The sequence below is a fragment of the Sphingomonas sp. ABOLE genome (genome assembly GCF_003950455.1).
Classification (GTDB): Bacteria; Pseudomonadota; Alphaproteobacteria; order Sphingomonadales; family Sphingomonadaceae; genus Sphingomonas; species Sphingomonas trueperi.
Genome location: NZ_QQWY01000004.1, coordinates 40,194 through 59,103, shown reverse-complemented (window position 1 = coordinate 59,103; position 18,910 = coordinate 40,194). Strand labels below are relative to the sequence as shown.

Here is an 18,910-nt window from a genome sequence, read left to right as displayed (position 1 = left end):
ATGCCCGTCGATTCCGAAAGTCCGATCGAGATCGTCACCTTCGACTGGGTTCCCGATTTTGCGCGCAGCTATGTCCGCGATTACCGGGTGCGCTGGGCGCTGGAGGAAGCCGGGATCGGCTATCGCACCGATCCGATCAGCGCGGTGAATCGCCCTGCGGCCTATTTTGCCGAGCAGCCCTTCGGCCAGGTGCCCGCCTATCGTGAGGGCGACGTGCGCATGTTCGAATCGGGTGCGATCGTGCTGCACGTCGCCGAGCGCTCCGAGGCGCTGCTGCCGCAGGAGGCGGCGGCGCGGGCGCGGGCGCTGTGCTGGATGTTCGCCGCGATGAACAGCGTCGAGCCGATGCTGCTCGAACTCACCACTGTCGATCTGTTCGCGCGCGACGAGGCATGGGCGAAGCTCCGCCGGCCGAGCCTGGTGGCGGCGATCGACAAGCGGCTGGGGCAGCTCGCCGCCGCGCTCGGTGATCGGGATTATCTCGAAGGGCGCTTCACCGCCGGGGACCTGCTGATGGCCTCGGCGCTGCGCGCGCTCGACCATACCGAGTTGCTGTCCACGCATCCCGCGCTGGCCGCGTATCAGCAGCGCTGTCTCGCGCGCCCGGCGTTCCGGGCGGCGATCGCGGCGCAGCTCGAGGAATTGCGGACGGAGATGCCCGAACCCGCCTGAAGGAGCGTGAGCATGGCCTATGTCGACGGATATGTACTGCCGGTGCCGGAAGCGAACCGCGCCGCCTATACCGAGCTTGCCCAGCGCACCGGCGAGAAGCTGCGCGCGCTGGGCGCGACGCATGTCGTGGAGTGCTGGGGGCAGGACGTGCCCCATGGCACCGCCACCGATTTCTACCGCGCGACCAACGCCGAAGCAGGAGAGACGGTGGTCTTCTCCTGGGTCGTCTGGCCGGACAAGGCGGCGCGCGACAAGGGCTGGGCGGCGATGATGGCCGACCCGGACATGGACGGTCTGGCGATGCCGTTCGACACCAAGCGAATGTTCTGGGGCGGCTTCGAGCCCATCGTCGAAATCGCGCAAGGCTGAAGACAGGAGACGGCGCATGACGAACCGGCAGGGCGAAATCATCTGGTATGAACTGATGACGCGGGACGCGGACAAGGCTGCGGGCTTTTACGGCGCGGTGATCGGGTGGCAGGTCGGCGCGCCGCCGTCCGGGGGGCCCGACTACCGGATGATCGCGGCGCCGGACGGCAATGCCGGGGGCATGTTGCAGCTCGACGCGGAGATGCTCGCCGCGGGCGCGACGCCGGGCTGGCTCGCCTATTTCGGGGTCGACGATGTCGATGCGCGCGTGGCGGCGATCGTTGCCGAAGGCGGCAAGGTGCTGGTGCCCGCCTGGGATGCCGCGGGCGTCGGGCGGATCGCGATGGTTACCGATCCCCAGGGCATTCCCTTCTACGTGATGCGCGGCGCGACCGAGGGGGCGACCAGCACCGTCTATCAGCGTCGCGGGATGGCGCATGTCGGCTGGAACGAGCTGCTGACGCCGGATGCCGAGGCGGCGCTGGGTTTCTACCATCGCCAGTTCGGGCTCACCCGGATGGGCGGGATGCCGATGGGGGAGCTGGGCGAGTACAGCTTCATCGGGCATGACGGCGGCGCGCCGATCGGCGCGATCATGCCGTGCCCGCCAGAGGCGAAGCCGGGCTGGGGCTTCTACTTCCGGGTCGACGATGTCGATGCGGCGAGAGGCCGGGTCGAGGCGGCGGGGGGAATGGTGGTAATGGCGCCGATGGACGTGCCCGGTGGCGAGCGCGCGCTGCAGGCGGTGGATCCCGACGGTGCGGTCTTCGGGCTGGTCAGCGGGGTCGAAGCGTAGCGGCTACGCGCCGCGCCAGCAGCGTGGTGGAGGGGACATCCCCGCGCGCCCAAACTCAAGCGAAGGCCGCCGACCCCTTCAGCTGCTGATACGCCGCGATCACCCGCTGCAGCCGCGCCTCGTGGCTGCGGTCGCCGCCGTTGCGGTCGGGGTGGAACCTGCGCACCAGTTCCGAATAGCGCTTGCGCAGCGCCGTGCGATCGCAGTCGATCGCCAGGTCGAGCACCTTGAGCGCGTCGCGGTCGGCGCCCGATAGCGGCCGGCCGTCCTTGCGCTCGCCGCGATCCTTCATCCTGTCGCGGAAGCGCGCGCCGATCGCGTCGAGCGGGTCGGCGAAGTCGGCCCAGCGCGGCGGGATGTCGGGATTGGCGCTGAACGCGCGCGTCTCGCGCTCCCAGCCGGCGATCGGGCGCTGCGCCTCGTGGATTTCGTCGGGGCTCATCCCCGCGAAGAAATTGTAGCCGGAGTTGAACGCGCGGACATGGTCGAGGCACAGCCAGCGGAACGGCGGCGGCCCGTCGAAGCCGCTGCGCGCGCCTTCCAGCGGCGGCGCGCGGAATTCGCCGGGGGCGCTGCAGCCCGGCTCTGCGCACAGTCTTCCCTCCGCTTCCATGCGACCATGGAAACGGGCATTCGGACGATCCTTTTTCGGCGGACGGCTAGCCACGCGACTCCCTCGAGCAAACCGCCTATATAGGCGCAATGACCGACCTCGCTACCGGCCCCCTGGCCGATCTTATCGCCGATCGCCTGCGCACCGCGCTCGCCCCCTCGCACCTCCATGTCAGCAACGACAGTGCCCAGCATCGCGGGCATCTGGGCGACGACGGCACCGGCGAAAGCCATTTCACCGTCACCATCGAGAGCCCCGCATTTGCCGGGCTCAATCGCGTCGCCCGCCAGCGCAAGGTGAACCATGTTCTCGCCGATCTGCTTGCCACGCGCATCCACGCTCTGGCGATCAAGGCGACCGCGCCGGGCGAATGAGCACGCGAATCGCGCGCCCGGCGGCGCGGATTTTGCTGCTCGACGGCGCAGGGCGCGTGCTGCTGTTCCGCTTCGATCCCAGCGACCGGCCGCCCTTCTGGTGTACGCCGGGCGGGGCGGTCGATCCGGGCGAAAGCTATGCGGACGCTGCGAGGCGCGAGCTGTGGGAGGAGACGGGCATTTGGGCCGAGCCCGGGCCGGAGGTGGCCCGGCGGGTCGTGGAATTCGTGACGATCGACGGCGTGCCGGTCTGGGCCGACGAGCGCTACTTCCTGGTGCGCACCGAAGTGGAGGCGATCGCGACCGGCGGCCATACCGCGCTCGAGCAGCGGGTGATGCGCGGCTGGCGCTGGTTCACCAGCGACGAGATCGCCGCGCATGACGAGCCGATTTTCCCGGAGGATCTGCTGAAGATGCTGACGGCGCTCGAACTGTAGCGGGCCACGCACCCCCTCCCGCAAGCGGGAGGGGGGATTCAGAGGCTCATTCCCGTCCGAGCAGCACGCGGGCCTGCCCCGCGATCTGCGCCAGCATCGCAGCGTTCGGCACCGCCGACTGCCGCGCACGCCGCACCAGCGCGCTGAACTGGTCGACGCGGGCGCGGTGCTCGGCGAGCCAGGCGTCCACCGCCGCCTGCGGGTCCTGCCCGTCGACGCGGCCGAGGAAGTCCAGCCGCAGCTGCTGGAAGTCGCGGGCGAGACCGGCGATCAGCAGGCGTTCCCACACGTCGCCGGTGGTGATCCGCGCCGCGGTCGCCTGCGCCCAGTCGAGGCCGAGGGCCTGGCCGAGCGACGTGAAGGCGCGGGTGAGCACCACTTCGTCGACGCCGCTGCGCTGGCCGAGATCGGCAAGGCCGATGCAGCCGTCCAGTTCGAACACATGGACCACGCGGTCGACGAGTTCGTGCGGCGCGCCCGCGGCGGTCAGCTTGCCGATGATCCGATCGGCCTGGGCACGCACTTCCGTGAGCATCAGGCTCTTGGTCTCGCGACCCAGCGCCTCGATGCCGGGCTGCAGGCGGGCGATCACCTCGGCCGGGCTGGCGCCCGGGCGGGTGATGCGCAGCAGATCGGCGATCTGGCCGCGCACCGCCACCGCCAGTTCGTCGAGCAGCGCGACGCGGGCGCCTTCGCTGATCTCGGCGGTTTCCACCGCTTCCCACAGGGCCGGCAGCCCGAGCAGTCGTTCGGCGACGACGAACATCGCGGCGATGTCGCGCATCGACGCGCCTTCTTCCTCGGCCAGCTCGAACGGGTGGAGCACGCCGAGGCGGTTGACCACGCGATTGGCGAGCTTGGTCGCGACGATCTCGCCCCGCAGCCGATGCTCGTCGATCGCCTTGGCGAAGCGCGCCTGCATCGCCTTGGGGAAGGCGGCGTGGAGGTCGCCGGCCAGGGCCGGATCATGGCCGAGCTCGCCCTGCTCGATCGCATCCTGCAGCGCCAGCTTGGCCGAGGCGAGCAGCACCGCCAGCTCGGGCCGGGTGAGCCCGCGACCTTCCTGCGCGCGGCGCAGCAGGTCCTCGTTCGAGCCCAAGCCCTCGACATTACGGTCGAGGCGGCCATTGGCCTCCAGAATCTCGATCACCCGCACATAGCTGGGCAGGTCGAGCGCGCCGTCATTTTCCATGAAGGAGAGCGCCAGCGTCTGGAGGCGGTTGTCCTCCAGCACCAGGTGCGCCACGTCGTCGGTCATCGACACGAGCAGCGTATTGCGGTCCTCGAAGCCGAGCCGGCCCTCGATCATCTCGCGGTTGAGCGCGATCTTGATGTTGACCTCGTTGTCCGAGCAGTCGACACCGGCCGAATTGTCGATGAAGTCGGTGTTGAGGCGGCCGCCGTGGCGCGCGAACGCGATGCGCGCCGCCTGGGTCACGCCGAGATTGGCGCCTTCGCCCACCACCTGCGCACGCACCTGCTCGGCATTGATGCGGATGCGGTCGTTGGCGGGATCGCCCACCTCGCCGTTGCTCTCGCTCGCCGCCTTCAGATAGGTGCCGATGCCGCCGAACCACAGCAGCCCGACTCGCGCCTTGAGGATCGCGATCATCAGGCCGTTGGGATCGATGCTGTCGACGTCGAGGTCGAGCAGCGCCTTTACCTGCGGGCTGAGCGGGATCGACTTTTCGGTGCGCGGGAACACGCCGCCGCCCTCGGAGATGAGGTCGGGGTTGTAATCCGCCCAGCTCGACCGCGGCAGCGCGAACATGCGCGCACGCTCCTCCCAGCTCTTCGACGGATCCGGATTGGGATCGAGGAAGATGTGGCGATGGTCGAACGCGGCGACCAGCTTGATCGCCTTGGAGAGCAGCATGCCGTTGCCGAACACGTCGCCCGACATGTCGCCCACGCCCGCCACGGTCACCGGCTCGGACTGGATGTCGGTGCCCATTTCGAGGAAGTGGCGGCGGACCGAGACCCAGGCGCCCTTGGCGGTGATGCCCATCGCCTTGTGGTCATAGCCGACGCTGCCACCCGAGGCGAAGGCGTCGCCCAGCCAGAAATTGCGCTCGATCGCCAGTGCATTGGCGACGTCCGAGAAGGTCGCCGTGCCCTTGTCCGCCGCGACGACGAAATAGGGGTCGTTGCCGTCGAGCACGGTCACGCCCTGCGGATGCACCACCTCGCCGGCGACGATGTTGTCGGTGATCGACAGCAGCGCGCGGATGAAGATGCGGTAGCTCTCGGTGCCCTCGGCCAGCCAGGCGTCGCGATCGACGGCGGGCGAGGGCAGATGCTTCGGATAGAAACCGCCTTTGGCGCCGGTCGGCACGATGACGGCGTTCTTCACGCGCTGCGCCTTCATCAGGCCGAGGATTTCGGTGCGGAAGTCGTCGCGGCGATCGGACCAGCGCAGGCCGCCGCGGGCGACCGGGCCGGCGCGCAGGTGGATGCCCTCGACGCGCGGGCTGTACACCCAGATCTCGCGCCAGGGGAGCGGGGCGGGGAGGCCCGGAACCTTGGCCGAATCGAGCTTGAACGCGAGCGCCTCGGCACCGGCGGGCGCAAAGGCGTTGGTGCGCAGCGTGGCGAGCACCACGCCCTTGAACAGCCGCAGGATGCGATCGTCGTCGATCGCGTTGACCTGGCCGAGGCCAAGGTCGATCGCGCGTTCGGCATCCTCGATCGCTTCGGCATCGCCGCCGCGTGCGGGATCGTGCGCGGCTTCGAACCGCTCGACCAGCGCGGTGGCGACGAGCGGCGCGCGGCGCAGCGCGTCGACGACGGTGCCCAGGCCATACAGCATGCCGGTCTGGCGCAGATAGCGGAACCAGGCGCGCAGCAGGACCACCGCCGACGGGCTGAGGCCAGCCTCGACGATCAGCCGGTTGAACAGGTCGTTCTCGGCGCGGCCTTCGAGCACCGCGGCCACCGCCGCCTCGACGGTCGCCGGGTCGGTATCCAGCATCTCGCTGGGCGTCGCCGGCTCGACCTTGAAGTCGTGGATGAAAGCGCCGTTGGTCAGCTCGGTCGGCACTTCCTCGATCACGCGGAAGCCGAAATTTTCGAAGGCCGGGACCGCGTCCGACAGCGCCAGCGCGCCGCCCAGGCGGTACAGCTTGATCCGGTATTTGCCCGGCTCGCCCTTGAGCGGCACGATCCGCACCGATCGGGCATGTTCATCCTCGAGCCCGCCGATCCGCACCATGTCTTGCGCGGCTTCCTCGGGGGTGTGGGTGAGGCGGTAGACGTCGGGGAAGGCGTTGGCGAGGCGCAGCGACAGGCGGGCGGCGCCGCTGCCGGCGATCTCGCTCAAACACGCTTCCACGGCCGGCGCCCAGCCGCGCACCATGCGGGCGATGCGCGCGTCGAGCTCGGCTTCGTCGGGCATCGTCGTGTCGCCGCGCAGGTCGAGCGTGTAGCGCAGCTGCGCCAGCACGCCGTCTTCCAGCGCGATCGACCAGTTGATCATCTTGGCGTGCGCCGCCTCGGTCAGCATGGTGCCGATCGTCTCGCGATGGCCGGCGGCGACCTGCTCGCGCGGCAGCCAGACGAAGGCGAACAAATGGCGGCCGAGCGTGCTGCGCACCAGCACCAGCTTCGAGCGCGGACGGTCCGCGACCGACATCGCGGTGAGCACCAGGCTCTCCAGCGCCTCAAGGTCGAAGGCGGTGGTCAGGTCGTGCGGCAGGCCGGTGAGGGCATGCGTCATCGCCTTGCCGGTATGGCCCGAGGGATCGAAGCCGAACTTCGATTCGAGCATCTCCAGCCGCCCGCGCAGCATCGGCACCATCGCCGGGGGCGTGTTCAGCGCCTGGCTGGTCCACAGGCCATAGTGGATCGAAAGGCCGGTGACGTCCTGGCCGGTCATCAGCGGCGTGACGACGATGTCGAGCGGCACGCGACGATGCACGGTGGAGGTGGCGTTGGACTTTAGGAGCAGCGGGATCTCGCCGCCCATCTCGAAATAATCGATCGCCAGCTTGCGTGAGGTATCGGCGAGCAGCGGCACTTCATGGGTGTAGCGGGCAAGGCCGATCTGGTCGCTGCTCTCGCCGCTGACCGACCATTTCTCATGGCCGAGCAGCGTCATCGCATCGTCGGCGAACCAGCGGAGCAGCGCCTCGCCTTCGCGCGAGGGAACGCGGGCGCCGTCGATCGACAGCGCCTGCTGGAGCGGGCGCCAGTCCGAGACCACGTCGCGGACATGCTCCAGCACGCGCTCGATCTCGCTGGTCAGCGCGCGGCGGGTGCGGGCGTCGGCGCGCTCCATCTCGATGTAGATCATCGACTCGGGCGACGCATCCTTCGCCTTCTCGCCGATGTCGGTCACCACGCCCTTGGCGTCGCGCTCCACCGGCAGGATCGGGTGAATGATGCGGAAGATGCTCAGGTCGAACGAGGCGATCGCCGCCGCGATCGAGTCGACCAGGAACGGCATGTCGTCGTTGATCACGGCGAGCCGCATCTTGCGGCTGGCATCCTCCTGATAGGTTTCGAGATTGAGCCGCACGGTCTGGGGCGGGCGTTCCGCCGCCGTCTCCGCGACGAACCGCGCCACCTCGGTGCGCTCGGCGTCGTCCAGTCCTTCCAGCTCTCCGGGCAGGGCACCTTCGAAGATCCGATCCTCGAATGCCTGCATGATCTTTTTTTCTAGGTTCTTCATGGATGCGGCTATGCTCCCGGGAACAAGGCACCTCAAGTCTGGAAAAACCGGTAGGAAAGGCGCAGAAGCGCCCTCCGCCGCGGTGGGACTCAGGCCGCCGCGCGGCGAACGGCGCGGTCGGTCAGCTGTGCGTCGTCTTCCAGCTTGGCGATGATGTCGAGGCCCTGCTCGCCCGCGCGGGCCAGCAGCAGCACGAACTCCGCCTGGCCCGGCGCCATCTCCACGCGGGCGAGCGGCGGCCGATGGCGCAGTGCCTCGACCGCGCGGGCAAAGGCGGCCGGGCGGCGCTCGCCGGCGACCGAGGCGCGCAGCTCGCGCTCGGCAGCAACGACGCCTTTGATCCCACCGGGGGTGATCTCGAGGAAGGCGTCGAGCCCGTCCGCCGGGACCGCGAGGCGCCGGGCATGGGTGAGCACGGCGGCGAATTCGGCGAGCCGCGTCTTGTCATAGTCGGCACCGAAGACGAGCTTGGCCACCGGCGTCATCGGCGCGCGTGCCTGGGCGGCGATCCCCGCCTCGGCGAGCAGCGCGGCATAGCCTTGCGTGTCCTTCTCTGCGGCGATCGCGAAGCCATAGGCGCGATCGAGTGCGCGGTAGAGCGCCACACGGCCACGCAGCTCCGAGGCGCGGGCGGCGGCGGCCGACTCGCGCGCGAGCATCAGCTGGTCCGCCAGAGGCGAGGCGACTTCGGTGCGCGGTACTTCGGCGGTGGCGGGCGAATCGAACCCGGCGCTGGGGCCGTCGGCCCAGACCGGCTGGGTCGGCGCGGGATGCGGCACCGCGCGGCGCGACGCCTCGATCTCGGCATCGAGTCGCGCCTGCATCTCGGCGTCGACCACTTCCTTCCAGTTGATCACGCCGTAGATGAAGTCGATCGTCTCGGGGTTGGAGGCGAATGGCATCAGGATGCCGCGGTAGAACATCTGGTGCCCGCGCTGGCCGACGAACTCGGCCTCGAAGCCGATCGGCGCGCGGTTGGCGATGATCTGCAGATAATGGTCGGTCAGCCGCGACAGCAGCGAACGGCTGGGCACCTCGCCGACATGCGCGATCGGCCCCTCGATCCCGCATTCCTCGCGCAGCGCGGTGCCGAGATAGCGGATGGCGGGGTTCTCGATGCCGGCGGTGAAATCGAGCAGCACGCTGTTCGGGCCGAAATCGGCGATGTTCTCGGGATCGAGATCGTGGATCGCGGGGTAGGGGCGGCCGCGCAGCAGCGAGACCCAGTGGTTATAGGCGCGCACGTGCATCCGCCGCTCGTCGCCGCCGATCGCGACGGGGCGCTCGTCGATCGCCTCGTCCGCCGCGGGCACGGGCTCGGGATCCGTCGGACGATTGATGCCGCGAGCCATGTTCATGCGGATGCTCCACTGCGGGCAAGGAAGGGCCCGAAAACGCTGATCCGGCGCCTTGTGCAGGGTCCATGGTAAATGCTGCGTAAAAGGCGGATCAGGAAAAGCCGCGGGAATGGCGTGGGCCAAGAAAGTTGCCGACGGTGCACGGAGACGCTTGCATGCGCCCGGAACGGCTGGTAAGCGCGCCCTCCTCCGGGCAAGCCAGCGCCCGGCACCGGGCGCCGCTTTAGCTCAGCTGGTAGAGCATCGCATTCGTAATGCGGGGGTCACAGGTTCGAGTCCTGTAAGCGGCACCAGTACATCTAGAGAACATCGCTAGAAAACCGCGGAAAACTGCGGTAAAATGGGCCTGACGCGGTCCCAAATTTTCTCATTATGTTCCGCCGTGGCCCACTCAAAAGGGGCCACGAATCATGGGGCCACGAACGCTTCAGGAGCCGTGGCCCCATGCTTACCGTGGTCCAGATTCGAGCGCTTCAGCCGGGACCCCGGCCGTTCAAGGTTTTCGACTCGGACGGGCTATATCTGCTTGTTCAACCGAGCGGCGCCTTGCTCTGGCGGTTTCGCTATCGCTGCTGCGGCATCGAGCGGAAGCTGTCGCTCGGCAGCTTCCCCGACGTACCGCTTCAGCAGGCCCGCCGAGCGCGGGACTTGGCGAAGGCTGAACTCGACGACGGGATCGATCCGGTCGAAGAGAAGCGGCAGAAGCGTCTCCAAGCGGCATTGGCGGCGAAGACCACCTTCGAGCTGGTTGCCAACGAGTATATCGAGAAGATGGAGCGGGAGGGAAAGTCGGCGGCTACCCTCAAGAAGGCGCGCTGGTTTTTGGAATTGCTAGCGGCCATCGCCCGCCGGCCGATCGCGGCGATAACCCCGCACGAGTTGCTCGACGTGCTGAAACGCGTGGAGCGGCGAGGGCATCATGAAACGGCGGTACGGCTGCGCTCCTTCGCAGGCCGCGTATTCCGCTATGGCTTCGCAACGCTGCGCACCGAAAAGAACCCGGCGGACATTCTTCGGGGAGCTCTGACCGTTCCCCGTGTGAAGCACCACGCGGCGATCGTCGAGCCGAAGAAAGTGGGCGAGCTGCTTCGCGCCATAGAGGACTATCAGGGGCGCCCCGAAACGCTCTACGCGCTGCGGATCGCTCCGCACGTGTTCCTTCGGCCGGGCGAATTGCGTCAGGCGAAGTGGGGCGAGGTCGACTTCGCCGAGAAGGTCTGGCGCGTCCCCGCGGAGCGCATGAAGATGAAGCAGCCGCACGCTGTGCCACTATCCCGGCAGGTGCTGTACCTGCTCCAGGATCTGCGCTCGCTCGCGCGATCCAGCGAATTCCTGTTCCCCGCGCTGCATACAACGTTGCGTCCGATCTCCGACAATACCTTGAACGTCGCGCTGCGGCGGCTAGGCTTCGAACATGACGAAATGACCAGCCACGGCTTTCGCGCCATGGCGAGCACGCTGCTCAACGAATCAGGCCTCTGGCATCCCGATGCGATTGAGCGGGCGTTGGCTCATGGCGAGCGGGATCGCGTCCGGGCAGCCTATCACCGTGGTGCCCATTGGGACGAGCGGGTTCGCATGGCGCAATGGTGGTCAGATTACCTTGATCAGCTTCGGGTCGGGGGCGCGGTGATCAAGGCGAAGTTCAGGAAGCGCGGGTAGGCGGAAGTCGTCGACAACAGGCTGACAAGTTCGCAGCACTAGATGGAATCGCTGTCACTTCCATTGACGCATGGCACTGTCGTCTGCCGACCAACTTAAGCCGTTCTTGTCAGCGGCTCGGAGCGACCGTTCGGACCGAAAGCGGCCATAGAACGCTTCAATCGCCCCATCGGCCGCCGCGTCGTGAAATCGTGATACTGCGCTGGCGACTCGCACCCAACATCTTATATTCAGGCGCGTAGCCGATACCGGTTCTTTTGCGTGCACCACCTCGCCCCGCCTGGAGACCTCCTCGGACTCGGCTGGTGCGATCTTGGCGACTGACCAGCCGCCAATCAGCGATCGGGCCGCCCCCAGGGTGGGCAACGCGACCGCCGCCGTTGTGCGACGTCCCTGCCGGTTGCGCCCTTCGCGAGTAGTGATCTTCAAGCAGCTTTCTGGGATCGACTTACGCCGGAGGATCGGCGGATCGCGCGGCCCCAGGCGCGGCGCGGCTATACGCGCGAAGGATCATGCAATCGTTGGCAAGTGCTATACACCGCTTTGCGGCGTCACGACCAGCAGCGAGATGCCTTGCCGCGGCAGCCGGAAGCGGAGCGTCGGCCCCGTCAGCGGCACGGGCGCCGGGTCGATCGTCGCCAGCGCGGCCGCCTTGAGCAGCGTCGCGCGCTGGGCGTCGCTGGGCGCGATCGGCGATCCCATCGCGCGCCAGGCCGCGAACGCGTTCGAGTGTGCCGCGTCGATGCGATAGTGCACCAGCCGGCCCCCCTTGGCGAGCGCCTGGGGCAGGCCGCGAAGCTCTAGCGTCACCGCCGCGTCGGGGCCGGGCACGTCGTCGTCATGATAGTGCCAGACGAGGATCGACAGCGTGTCGCCATCGATGCTGGCCGTGCTGCCGATATCGGGATCGCCGCGCACCCCATCCTGCAGCACCGTATCGAGCGGCGCCTGATGGTCCGAGCCGGCATGGACATAGCGGCCGCGCATCCTGGCGAGCAGCTTGAACAGGTTCATCACCGGCAGGTCGATGCCGGCGGAGGTGAGCTGGCGGAACCCTGCGAAGGGCGGCTGGTCCTCGAACTCGAACGCCCAGGACAGCACGCCCTCCAGCGTCAGCCCGCGCCGCGCGGCGAGCGCCTGGAGGCGGGGAAGCGCGGCGGCGGTGTAGCTCGAATACATGGTGCCGTTGCGATAGGCGTTGGCCGGCCCCTGGCAGGCGGCGCACCCTTCGGGATCGGATTCGCCGATGACGATCGGCTTGGTGCGCCCGATCGGATCGGCGGCAATCACCGCGAACTCATGATCGGCGGCGCGCAAGTGGGTGTTGAGCCCCATCCGCACATGGCCACCCTGCCCGTCCGCCACGACGACCGGCTGGCCCTTGGCATGGAAGGAAAGGAAGTCATTGGGCGTGCCCGCCGCCTTCCCATAGGCGAGGAACGCGGCGAGGAAGTCGTCACCGGCCCCGGCGCTGTCCGGGCCGCCGACACGCGCCTCGGGCAGCGCCCGCCGCACGCCGCGGACCGCGCTATCGTGCAGGCGGAAGAATTCCTCGCGGGTCCCGCCCCAATAATATTGGGGCAGATTGGCCTCGTTCCACGTCTCGAAATACCAGCTGGCGACGTCGGCACGGCCATAACGGGCGACGCAGTGGCGCACCCATTGGTAGACCAGTTCCTCCCACTTCGCATAATCCCGCGGCGGATAGGCCCACCCCGAGCGCAGCGTGCCGCTGCCGGGGCGCCAGTCATGCTGGTACGGCTGCGGCCTGGTCGACATTGCCTCGGGCATGAAGCCGAGCTCGACATAGGGTTTCACCCCGCGCGCCCGATAGGTGTCGAAGATGCGATCGACGATCGTCCAGTCGTAGATCGGGCGGCCTCCCGCATCCTCGCGGTAGATGCCGGTCGAGCCCCATTTGAGCGCCGGGGTGCCGTCGCCCGAGGTGAACAGATTGTGGGTACGGAAATAGACGCGATCGGGCAGCAGCGCGCCGAGCGTGGCAAGCGTCGTCCGGCCGTCCTTCATCGTCGCGTAGTTGGGCTCGTCGGCGCCGAAGAAGCGCCAGACCGGCCGCACCGGCCCTTCGTCCCGCGCGGCGTCTACCGCGATGGTGACGGGGATCGGCTCGGGATCGGCGGCGGCGAGGCCGGGCAGCACGGCCGATGCGGCGGCGAGTGCAAGCAACAGCGCCTTCACTGGGTCTGCTCCAGCGACACGATCTTGCCGCCCTTCATCACGAAGCGCACGGCGCGCACCGCCTGGATATCGCGAGTGGGATCGCCCGCCACCGCGACGAGATCGGCGAGCAGGCCGGGCTTCACGCTGCCCAGCCGCTCGGCCTGCCCGGACCAGCGCGCGTTGCCCGAGGTCACCGCCAGCAGCACGTCTGCCGGGCGCATGCCCGCAGCGGCGAGCAGCACCAGCTCGCGGGCATTGTCGCCATGCGCATAGACGCCGACATCGCCACCCATGCAGATCGGCACCCCGGCCCGGAGCGCGAGCCGGAAGCTCTCGCGATTGGCGCGGACGGCGGCAGGCGCGGGTTCCGCGCCGTTCCAGCCGCGATAGCGCGATGTCGCATCGGAGGCGGCAAGCGTGGGACAGAGCGCGATCTTCCTTGCTGCCATCGCGGCGAAGATCGCGGGCGTGCCGCCATAGCCATGCTCGATCGTGTCGACCCCCGCCTCGATCGCGCGGCGCATGCCCTCGGCCGTCGCGGCGTGGACCGCGACCGGGCGCGCGGCATCGTGCGCGGCGGCGACGGCGGCCTTGATCTCCTCGACGTTCAGCGTGGGGCGGCTATCCTCGCCGGCACGCCAGCGATAATCGGCATAGAGCTTGATCCAGTCCGCGCCCGCCGCGATCTGGCGGCGCACCGCGGCGACCATCTGTTCCGGGCCGGAGACTTCCTCGGCACCCTGCGGCACCTCCACGCCGGGCTCGAACCCCTTCGGGCCATAGGCGCCGAGCGCGACGATCGCCCGCGTCGCCACCTGCAGCCGCGGCCCCTCGACGATCCCCTGGTCGATCGCCGCCTTCAGCCCGACATCGGCATAGCCGGCACCCTCGGTGCCGAGATCGCGCAGGCTGGTGAAGCCCGCGTGGAGCGTCGCGCGCGCCTGCGCCACCGCGCGCGCGGTGCGGAGCGCCAGCGGCTCGTGCAGCACCTGATCGTCCCAGCTCGCCTCGTTATAGGGGTGGAGGAAGAGATGGGCATGGCCCTCGATCATGCCGGGCATCAGCGTGTCGCCGTCGAGGACGATCACCACGGCACCGGACGGCGCGGCGAGATCGGGGCCGACCGCGACGATGCGCTCGCCGCGTACCAGCACTTGCCAGCCGGCATGCGTCTGGCCGTCGACCGCGTCGAACACCGCCATCGGCTTGAGCAGGATGGCCGGCGCCTCGGCCTGCTGCGCGCCCGCCGTGCCGCCCAGCGCCCATGCTACAAGAACCGCGAACCAGTGCTTGGCCATCCGCTCCCCCCATTCTAGTCTGCGGCCATGGATACGCTGATCCGGTGCGCGCGCAATCCGTTGCTTCTATTGGTTTTGCTCGGAGCCACCGCCGCCCCGCCCGATCCCGAGCGGGCGCGCTGGCAGGCCCAGGCCGAGCGGGTGACGATCACCCGCGACGATTGGGGCATTCCCCATATCCGAGGGCGGAGCGACGCCGACGCGGTGTTCGGCATGAGCTATGCGCAGGCCGAGGATGATTTCGCGCGGATCGAGGCCAACTATCTCACCGCGCTCGGCCGCACCGCCGAGGCCGATGGCGAGGAGGCGCTGTGGGGCGATCTGCGCCAACGGCTGTTCGTCGATCCGGCGGCGCTGCGGCAGGACTATGCCCGCAGCCCCGCCTGGCTGCGCGCGCTGATGCAAGCCTGGGCCGACGGCCTGAACTATTATCTCGCTACGCACCCGCAGGTGAAGCCGAAGGTATTGACGCGGTTCGAGCCCTGGATGGCGCTAAGCTTCACCGAAGGCAGCATCGGCGGCGACATCGAGCGGATTTCGTTGAGCGACCTCAAGAGCTTCTACGGCAGCCCGACGCCCCCGACGCCCGAGGAACGGGGTGTCGTACCGCGCGAGCCTTCGGGTTCGAACGGCATCGCGATCGCACCGAAGCTGACGGCGAACGGGCGCGCGCTGCTGCTGATCAACCCGCATACCAGCTTCTATTTCCGCTCCGAGGCCCAGGTGACCAGCGATGCCGGGCTGAACGCCTATGGGGCGAGCACCTGGGGGCAGTTCTTCGTCTATCAGGGCTTCAATGCCCAGGCGGGCTGGATGCACACCTCCGCGACGGTCGACAATGTCGATGCCTTTGCCGAACGGATCCTGCGCAGGGGCGATGGCTGGGCCTATCGCTATGGCGACGAGACGCGGGAGGTGCAGGCGCGGGTGGTGACGCTGCGCTATCGCAGGCCCGACGGATCGCTGGGAGAACGGCGCTTCACCACCTGGCGGACGCATCGCGGTCCGATCGTGGCGGCGAAGGATGGGCGCTGGATCGCCATGGCGCTGATGTGGCGCCCGATCCCTGCGCTCGAGCAGAGCTTCCTTCGCACCAAGGCTACCGATCTCGCAAGCTATCTCAAGGTTGCCGAGCGCAAGGCCAATTCCTCGAACGACACGCTGTTCGCCGATGCCAGGGGCGAGATCGCCTTCCTGATGCCGCAGTTCATGCCGGTGCGCGACGATCGGTTCGACTATACCAGGCCCGTCGACGGCAGCGATCCGGCCACCGACTGGAAAGGCCTCCACAGCCTGCCGAGCCTGCCCAGCGTACTGAACCCGAAGATGGGCTGGGCGCACAACACCAACGACTGGCCATGGCAGGCGGCGGGGCCGGACAGCCCGAAGGCGAAGGACTATCCGCGCTACATGGACCAGGTGGGCGGCAATGCCCGCGGCGTGCATGCCGACCTGCTGCTGACCGGCAAAAGCGGCTGGACCGCCGAGAAGCTGCGCGCCGCAGCCTTCGATCCCTACCTCCCCGCCTTCGCCCGGCTGGTGCCCGATCTGGTGAAGGCATGGCAAGCGCTGCCCGCGGCGGACCCGCGGCGCGCAGCGCTGGCGGCGCCGATCGCGACGCTGGCGGGCTGGGACTATCGCTGGAGCGCGGATTCGGTCGCGACCAGCCTCGCCATATTCTGGGGCGACCAGCTGTGGCGCGAGGTCGGCAGCTTCGCGCAAGCGGAACGGCGCAACGTGCCCGATTACATCGCCGCCAAGGTCGACGCGACGATCCGGCTCGCGGCGTTGTCCTCCGCGGTCGATCGGCTGACGCGCGACTTCGGGACGTGGCGTACGCCCTGGGGCCAGATCAACCGCTTCCAGCGGCTCGATGACGCGCTGCAGCCGCATTTCGACGATGCCCGGCCATCGACCCCGGTGCCGTTCACCTCGGCGCAGTGGGGCAGCCTCGCCTCGTTCGGCGCCAAGGCTTGGCCGGGTACCAAGCGCTATTACGGCACCAGCGGCAACAGCTTCATCGCGGTGGTATCGTTCGGGCGGCGGGTCGAGGCCGCAGCGGTAATGGCGGGCGGGCAGAGCGGCGACCCCGCCTCGCCCCACTTCGCCGACCAGATCGATCGCTATGCGGCAGGTGCGCTGCGAAAGGTGTATTTCTACCCGGACGAACTAACTGGCCACGTCGAGCGCCGCTACCGACCGGGTGATCCGGCCGCGCCGGGGCGTTGACGATCCCGGCTGCACAAGAGAACGACATGGTAGGACGTAGGGGCTGATCGCCATGCCATAGGGCGGTCCGGCCCTGACTGCTTGTGTTTCTATTGGGAGATGGCCGGGCTGCCAGTAGAACCGCGCGAGGCCAGAGGAGCCCTTCTTCTAGCAGGACCTGCTCGCCGGCTTGGTGAATCCAGCGCTCAGATCGATGATTGTCGATCGAGAAGCGGAAAAGGGCCGGCTGCAAGGCACCGGTGATGCATCGGCGGTGAACGGCACGGCAACCAATGCCGTTCTTCCTTCGCCCGGGCCGCTGCTGAAGCAGTTCCGTAGAACGTGGCGGACCTGCGGGCCTCGCTGGATAACGATGCCGCGTGACCGGAAGCTGCGGAGATCCTGTCGCGTCTCATCTAACGCGTAATGACCTACGCCGCCGAGCCGGATGGCACGCCGGTGGGAGTGGCTGCAAGGGTGCAGGATCAGTTGCCGTCTGCCACAAATCCGTGAGAGCGGCGTGTGCCTTCTTCGGAGTTGGTTGCGGGGCAGGACTTGGACGTTGAAGAACCGACTTTCAAATTCAGAAGCGCAGCTTATCCCGCCAGAAGAAAATGGCCTTTTAGCATGCGCTTACGCTTGCTTCACGAATGGTTGCTAGCTCCGACCGAATGGCATTGGTGAATCTCCTGCTCCCCGTCCTACGTGCGGTGATTCGCCGGCTGGCGGCGCGGCCTTGGCGCACCGCATTCGACGACCGGAAGCCGGTTCGCATCGCTGAGGTGGTCGATGCGATTCCGCCGCAGGATCAATGGCATGATATCAGATCCGTCAGCGCGAAGGCCGGCGACGGCTTTCTCGGGTCGGCCGATGCCCCGCCCCCTGCCGCGCAATCATCTGCGCAACAACGGTCTCACGCGAGCACGGCGATCTTCGATGAACTCCGTGACGAATGCGTTGACGTCAACGCATTTGTTCCATCCACATTCGTGGCCATCGTTGAGCTGGAACGCTTTGCAGCGCTTCGGAAAAGCATCGGGTACCGGCTCGCCAACCAATTGCTGGAAATCCTAGCCGATCGAGTTGAAGCCGCGATTGAAAGTGCCGAGCGCGGGCGTATTGGCCGTACCACGATCGAGTTTGCCTTCAACGCAGCCAGCGTTGAGGCGGCAACAGCGAACCTGCAGGGCCTTGTCGAAACGCTGGAAGCGCGGCTGGTTGTCGATGCATTCAGCATCAGCCCCACGGTGGCGATAGGCTTTGCCGACGCGGGCCAGAGCTCTATTCGTGACGAGCTTGTCGATCAGGCGGCGGCCGCACTGAGCGCCGCACAAGCCGAACGGCGCAAGATCCGCTTTGCGGATCCGGCAGTGCTTTCGCAAAACAGCTTTGCCGATCTGGAGCTTATGCGCGCTCTGCCGCACGCGCTCGCGTCGGGCGAAGTGAGCTTGTACTATCAGCCGAAGCTTCACGCGCGAACGAACACAATCACCTCCGTCGAGGCGCTGATCCGTTGGATCCGGCCCGGCAGCGGACTTGTGCCGACCGATCGTTTCATCGCGCTCGCCGAGGAAACCGGGGCGATCCGCGAGCTTAGCGAATGGGTGATCACGCGCGCCATCGACGATCAGCAGCATCTCATCGAGCGCGGGCACGCCGTTGAAGTTTACGTCAACATCTCGGGGCAACTCCTTCCCGATCCGGGCTTCGCCGCCACCGCGCTTGCATTGGTCCGCCAGGCGAAGGGGAGGATCGGGTTCGAGATTACCGAAACCGCGGTGATCAGCGATCCCGACGCAGCGCTCGCCAATCTGCGTGCTTTCACCGAGGCCGACATTCGCATTGCGATCGACGATTACGGCTCGGGCCTTTCGTCGCTCGCCTATCTGAAGCAGCTGCCGGCGCAGGAGCTCAAGATAGATCGCATGTTCGTGAGCGGCCTCACCAACAGCAATCGCGACCCGCTTCTCGTCCGCTCCTCCATCGATCTGGCACACGCGCTCGAAATGGAGGTCACTGCCGAGGGTGTGGACACGGCGATGAGCCTGTCGCTTCTCCGCATCATGGGCTGCGACCTCCTCCAGGGCTATTTCATCTCTCCGCCGTTGCCGCTGCCGCAGCTGATCGAATTCCTGAGTGACGAAGCGCATCTGGAGCGCCTCGCCGGTCCGGGCATAGAGCAGTGGCATGCTTCACTAGGTGCATGAATTTGAAGCAGTAAATTCTTTCTTAACGCCTGCTTAACGACGTTTATTCGGGTCTCGGTAAGCATT

The 18,910-nt window shown here is 67.7% G+C and carries 13 protein-coding genes and 1 tRNA gene; 9 read left to right on the top strand and 5 right to left on the bottom strand.

The annotated features are described in order from the left end of the window. The 3 genes from CA234_RS03765 to CA234_RS03755 are packed head-to-tail and all read left to right on the top strand — an operon-like array spanning position 1 to position 1,837. Positions 1-672 (top strand): glutathione S-transferase family protein, encoded by a 672-nt coding sequence (locus CA234_RS03765; protein ID WP_126000939.1) that lies wholly within the window; start codon positions 1-3, stop codon positions 670-672. A 12-nt stretch (positions 673-684) separates the two neighbouring features. After that, a complete protein-coding gene (locus tag CA234_RS03760; RefSeq protein WP_126000938.1) occupies positions 685-1,041 on the top strand; it encodes a DUF1428 domain-containing protein in 357 nt (118 codons plus the stop codon). 16 nt (positions 1,042-1,057) lie between these two features. Further along, positions 1,058-1,837: a VOC family protein gene (locus CA234_RS03755; RefSeq protein WP_126000937.1), complete on the top strand. Its 780-nt coding sequence runs from the start codon at positions 1,058-1,060 to the stop codon at positions 1,835-1,837. A gap of 55 nt (positions 1,838-1,892) precedes the next feature. Here CA234_RS03755 and CA234_RS03750 read toward each other — a convergent pair whose 3' ends face one another. Continuing rightward, positions 1,893-2,450, bottom strand: coding sequence for a J domain-containing protein (locus CA234_RS03750; RefSeq protein ID WP_125972547.1), 558 nt, complete (start codon positions 2,448-2,450; stop codon positions 1,893-1,895). 89 nt (positions 2,451-2,539) lie between these two features. Between CA234_RS03750 and CA234_RS03745 the strand changes: the two genes are divergently transcribed. Both CA234_RS03745 and CA234_RS03740 read left to right on the top strand, forming a co-directional pair. Then, a complete protein-coding gene (locus CA234_RS03745; protein WP_125972301.1) occupies positions 2,540-2,824 on the top strand; it encodes a BolA family protein in 285 nt (94 codons plus the stop codon). After that, positions 2,821-3,261 carry an NUDIX domain-containing protein gene (locus CA234_RS03740; RefSeq protein WP_125972303.1) on the top strand — a complete coding sequence of 147 codons (441 nt, stop codon included), beginning with the start codon at positions 2,821-2,823 and terminating at the stop codon, positions 3,259-3,261. The genes CA234_RS03745 and CA234_RS03740 overlap by 4 nt, the downstream gene beginning before the upstream one ends. A gap of 46 nt (positions 3,262-3,307) precedes the next feature. Here CA234_RS03740 and CA234_RS03735 read toward each other — a convergent pair whose 3' ends face one another. Beyond that, positions 3,308-7,930, bottom strand: coding sequence for an NAD-glutamate dehydrogenase domain-containing protein (locus tag CA234_RS03735; protein ID WP_126000936.1), 4,623 nt, complete (start codon positions 7,928-7,930; stop codon positions 3,308-3,310). Positions 7,931-8,019: 89 nt separating this feature from the next. Beyond that, positions 8,020-9,288 carry a hypothetical protein gene (locus CA234_RS03730; RefSeq protein WP_126000935.1) on the bottom strand — a complete coding sequence of 423 codons (1,269 nt, stop codon included), beginning with the start codon at positions 9,286-9,288 and terminating at the stop codon, positions 8,020-8,022. Positions 9,289-9,505: 217 nt separating this feature from the next. On the opposite strand from CA234_RS03730, the gene CA234_RS03725 reads away from it, so the two are divergent. Continuing rightward, positions 9,506-9,581 (top strand) — tRNA-Thr (locus CA234_RS03725). 151 nt (positions 9,582-9,732) lie between these two features. Further along, the gene (locus tag CA234_RS03720) at positions 9,733-10,950 is read left to right on the top strand and encodes an integrase arm-type DNA-binding domain-containing protein (protein ID WP_126000934.1); all 1,218 of its coding nucleotides are present in this window, start codon (positions 9,733-9,735) and stop codon (positions 10,948-10,950) included. Positions 10,951-11,481: 531 nt separating this feature from the next. Here the strand turns inward: CA234_RS03720 and CA234_RS03710 are convergent. Further along, positions 11,482-13,149: a beta-xylosidase gene (locus CA234_RS03710; protein ID WP_346962882.1), complete on the bottom strand. Its 1,668-nt coding sequence runs from the start codon at positions 13,147-13,149 to the stop codon at positions 11,482-11,484. After that, entirely contained in the window at positions 13,146-14,429 is a 1,284-nt protein-coding gene (locus tag CA234_RS03705; protein ID WP_126000933.1) for an amidohydrolase family protein, read from the bottom strand. Before CA234_RS03705 ends, CA234_RS03710 begins: the two co-directional genes overlap by 4 nt. A gap of 27 nt (positions 14,430-14,456) precedes the next feature. On the opposite strand from CA234_RS03705, the gene CA234_RS03700 reads away from it, so the two are divergent. Further along, positions 14,457-16,658: a penicillin acylase family protein gene (locus CA234_RS03700; protein WP_126000932.1), complete on the top strand. Its 2,202-nt coding sequence runs from the start codon at positions 14,457-14,459 to the stop codon at positions 16,656-16,658. 650 nt (positions 16,659-17,308) lie between these two features. After that, positions 17,309-18,844, top strand: coding sequence for an EAL domain-containing protein (locus CA234_RS03695; protein WP_164521705.1), 1,536 nt, complete (start codon positions 17,309-17,311; stop codon positions 18,842-18,844). The last annotated feature ends 66 nt before the right edge of the window (positions 18,845-18,910 follow it).

What these genes read in the sequence shown, in the direction of transcription:
- CA234_RS03705 (WP_126000933.1), bottom strand. Translation starts at nt 14,429, where the DNA reads ATGGCCAAGCACTGGTTCGCGGTTCTTGTAGCATGGGCGCTGGGCGGC.
- CA234_RS03730 (WP_126000935.1), bottom strand. Translation starts at nt 9,288, where the DNA reads ATGAACATGGCTCGCGGCATCAATCGTCCGACGGATCCCGAGCCCGTG.
- CA234_RS03700 (WP_126000932.1), top strand. Translation starts at nt 14,457, where the DNA reads ATGGATACGCTGATCCGGTGCGCGCGCAATCCGTTGCTTCTATTGGTT.
- CA234_RS03755 (WP_126000937.1), top strand. Translation starts at nt 1,058, where the DNA reads ATGACGAACCGGCAGGGCGAAATCATCTGGTATGAACTGATGACGCGG.
- CA234_RS03695 (WP_164521705.1), top strand. Translation starts at nt 17,309, where the DNA reads ATGGCATTGGTGAATCTCCTGCTCCCCGTCCTACGTGCGGTGATTCGC.
- CA234_RS03745 (WP_125972301.1), top strand. Translation starts at nt 2,540, where the DNA reads ATGACCGACCTCGCTACCGGCCCCCTGGCCGATCTTATCGCCGATCGC.
- CA234_RS03765 (WP_126000939.1), top strand. Translation starts at nt 1, where the DNA reads ATGCCCGTCGATTCCGAAAGTCCGATCGAGATCGTCACCTTCGACTGG.
- CA234_RS03750 (WP_125972547.1), bottom strand. Translation starts at nt 2,450, where the DNA reads ATGGAAGCGGAGGGAAGACTGTGCGCAGAGCCGGGCTGCAGCGCCCCC.
- CA234_RS03740 (WP_125972303.1), top strand. Translation starts at nt 2,821, where the DNA reads ATGAGCACGCGAATCGCGCGCCCGGCGGCGCGGATTTTGCTGCTCGAC.
- CA234_RS03720 (WP_126000934.1), top strand. Translation starts at nt 9,733, where the DNA reads ATGCTTACCGTGGTCCAGATTCGAGCGCTTCAGCCGGGACCCCGGCCG.
- CA234_RS03760 (WP_126000938.1), top strand. Translation starts at nt 685, where the DNA reads ATGGCCTATGTCGACGGATATGTACTGCCGGTGCCGGAAGCGAACCGC.
- CA234_RS03735 (WP_126000936.1), bottom strand. Translation starts at nt 7,930, where the DNA reads ATGAAGAACCTAGAAAAAAAGATCATGCAGGCATTCGAGGATCGGATC.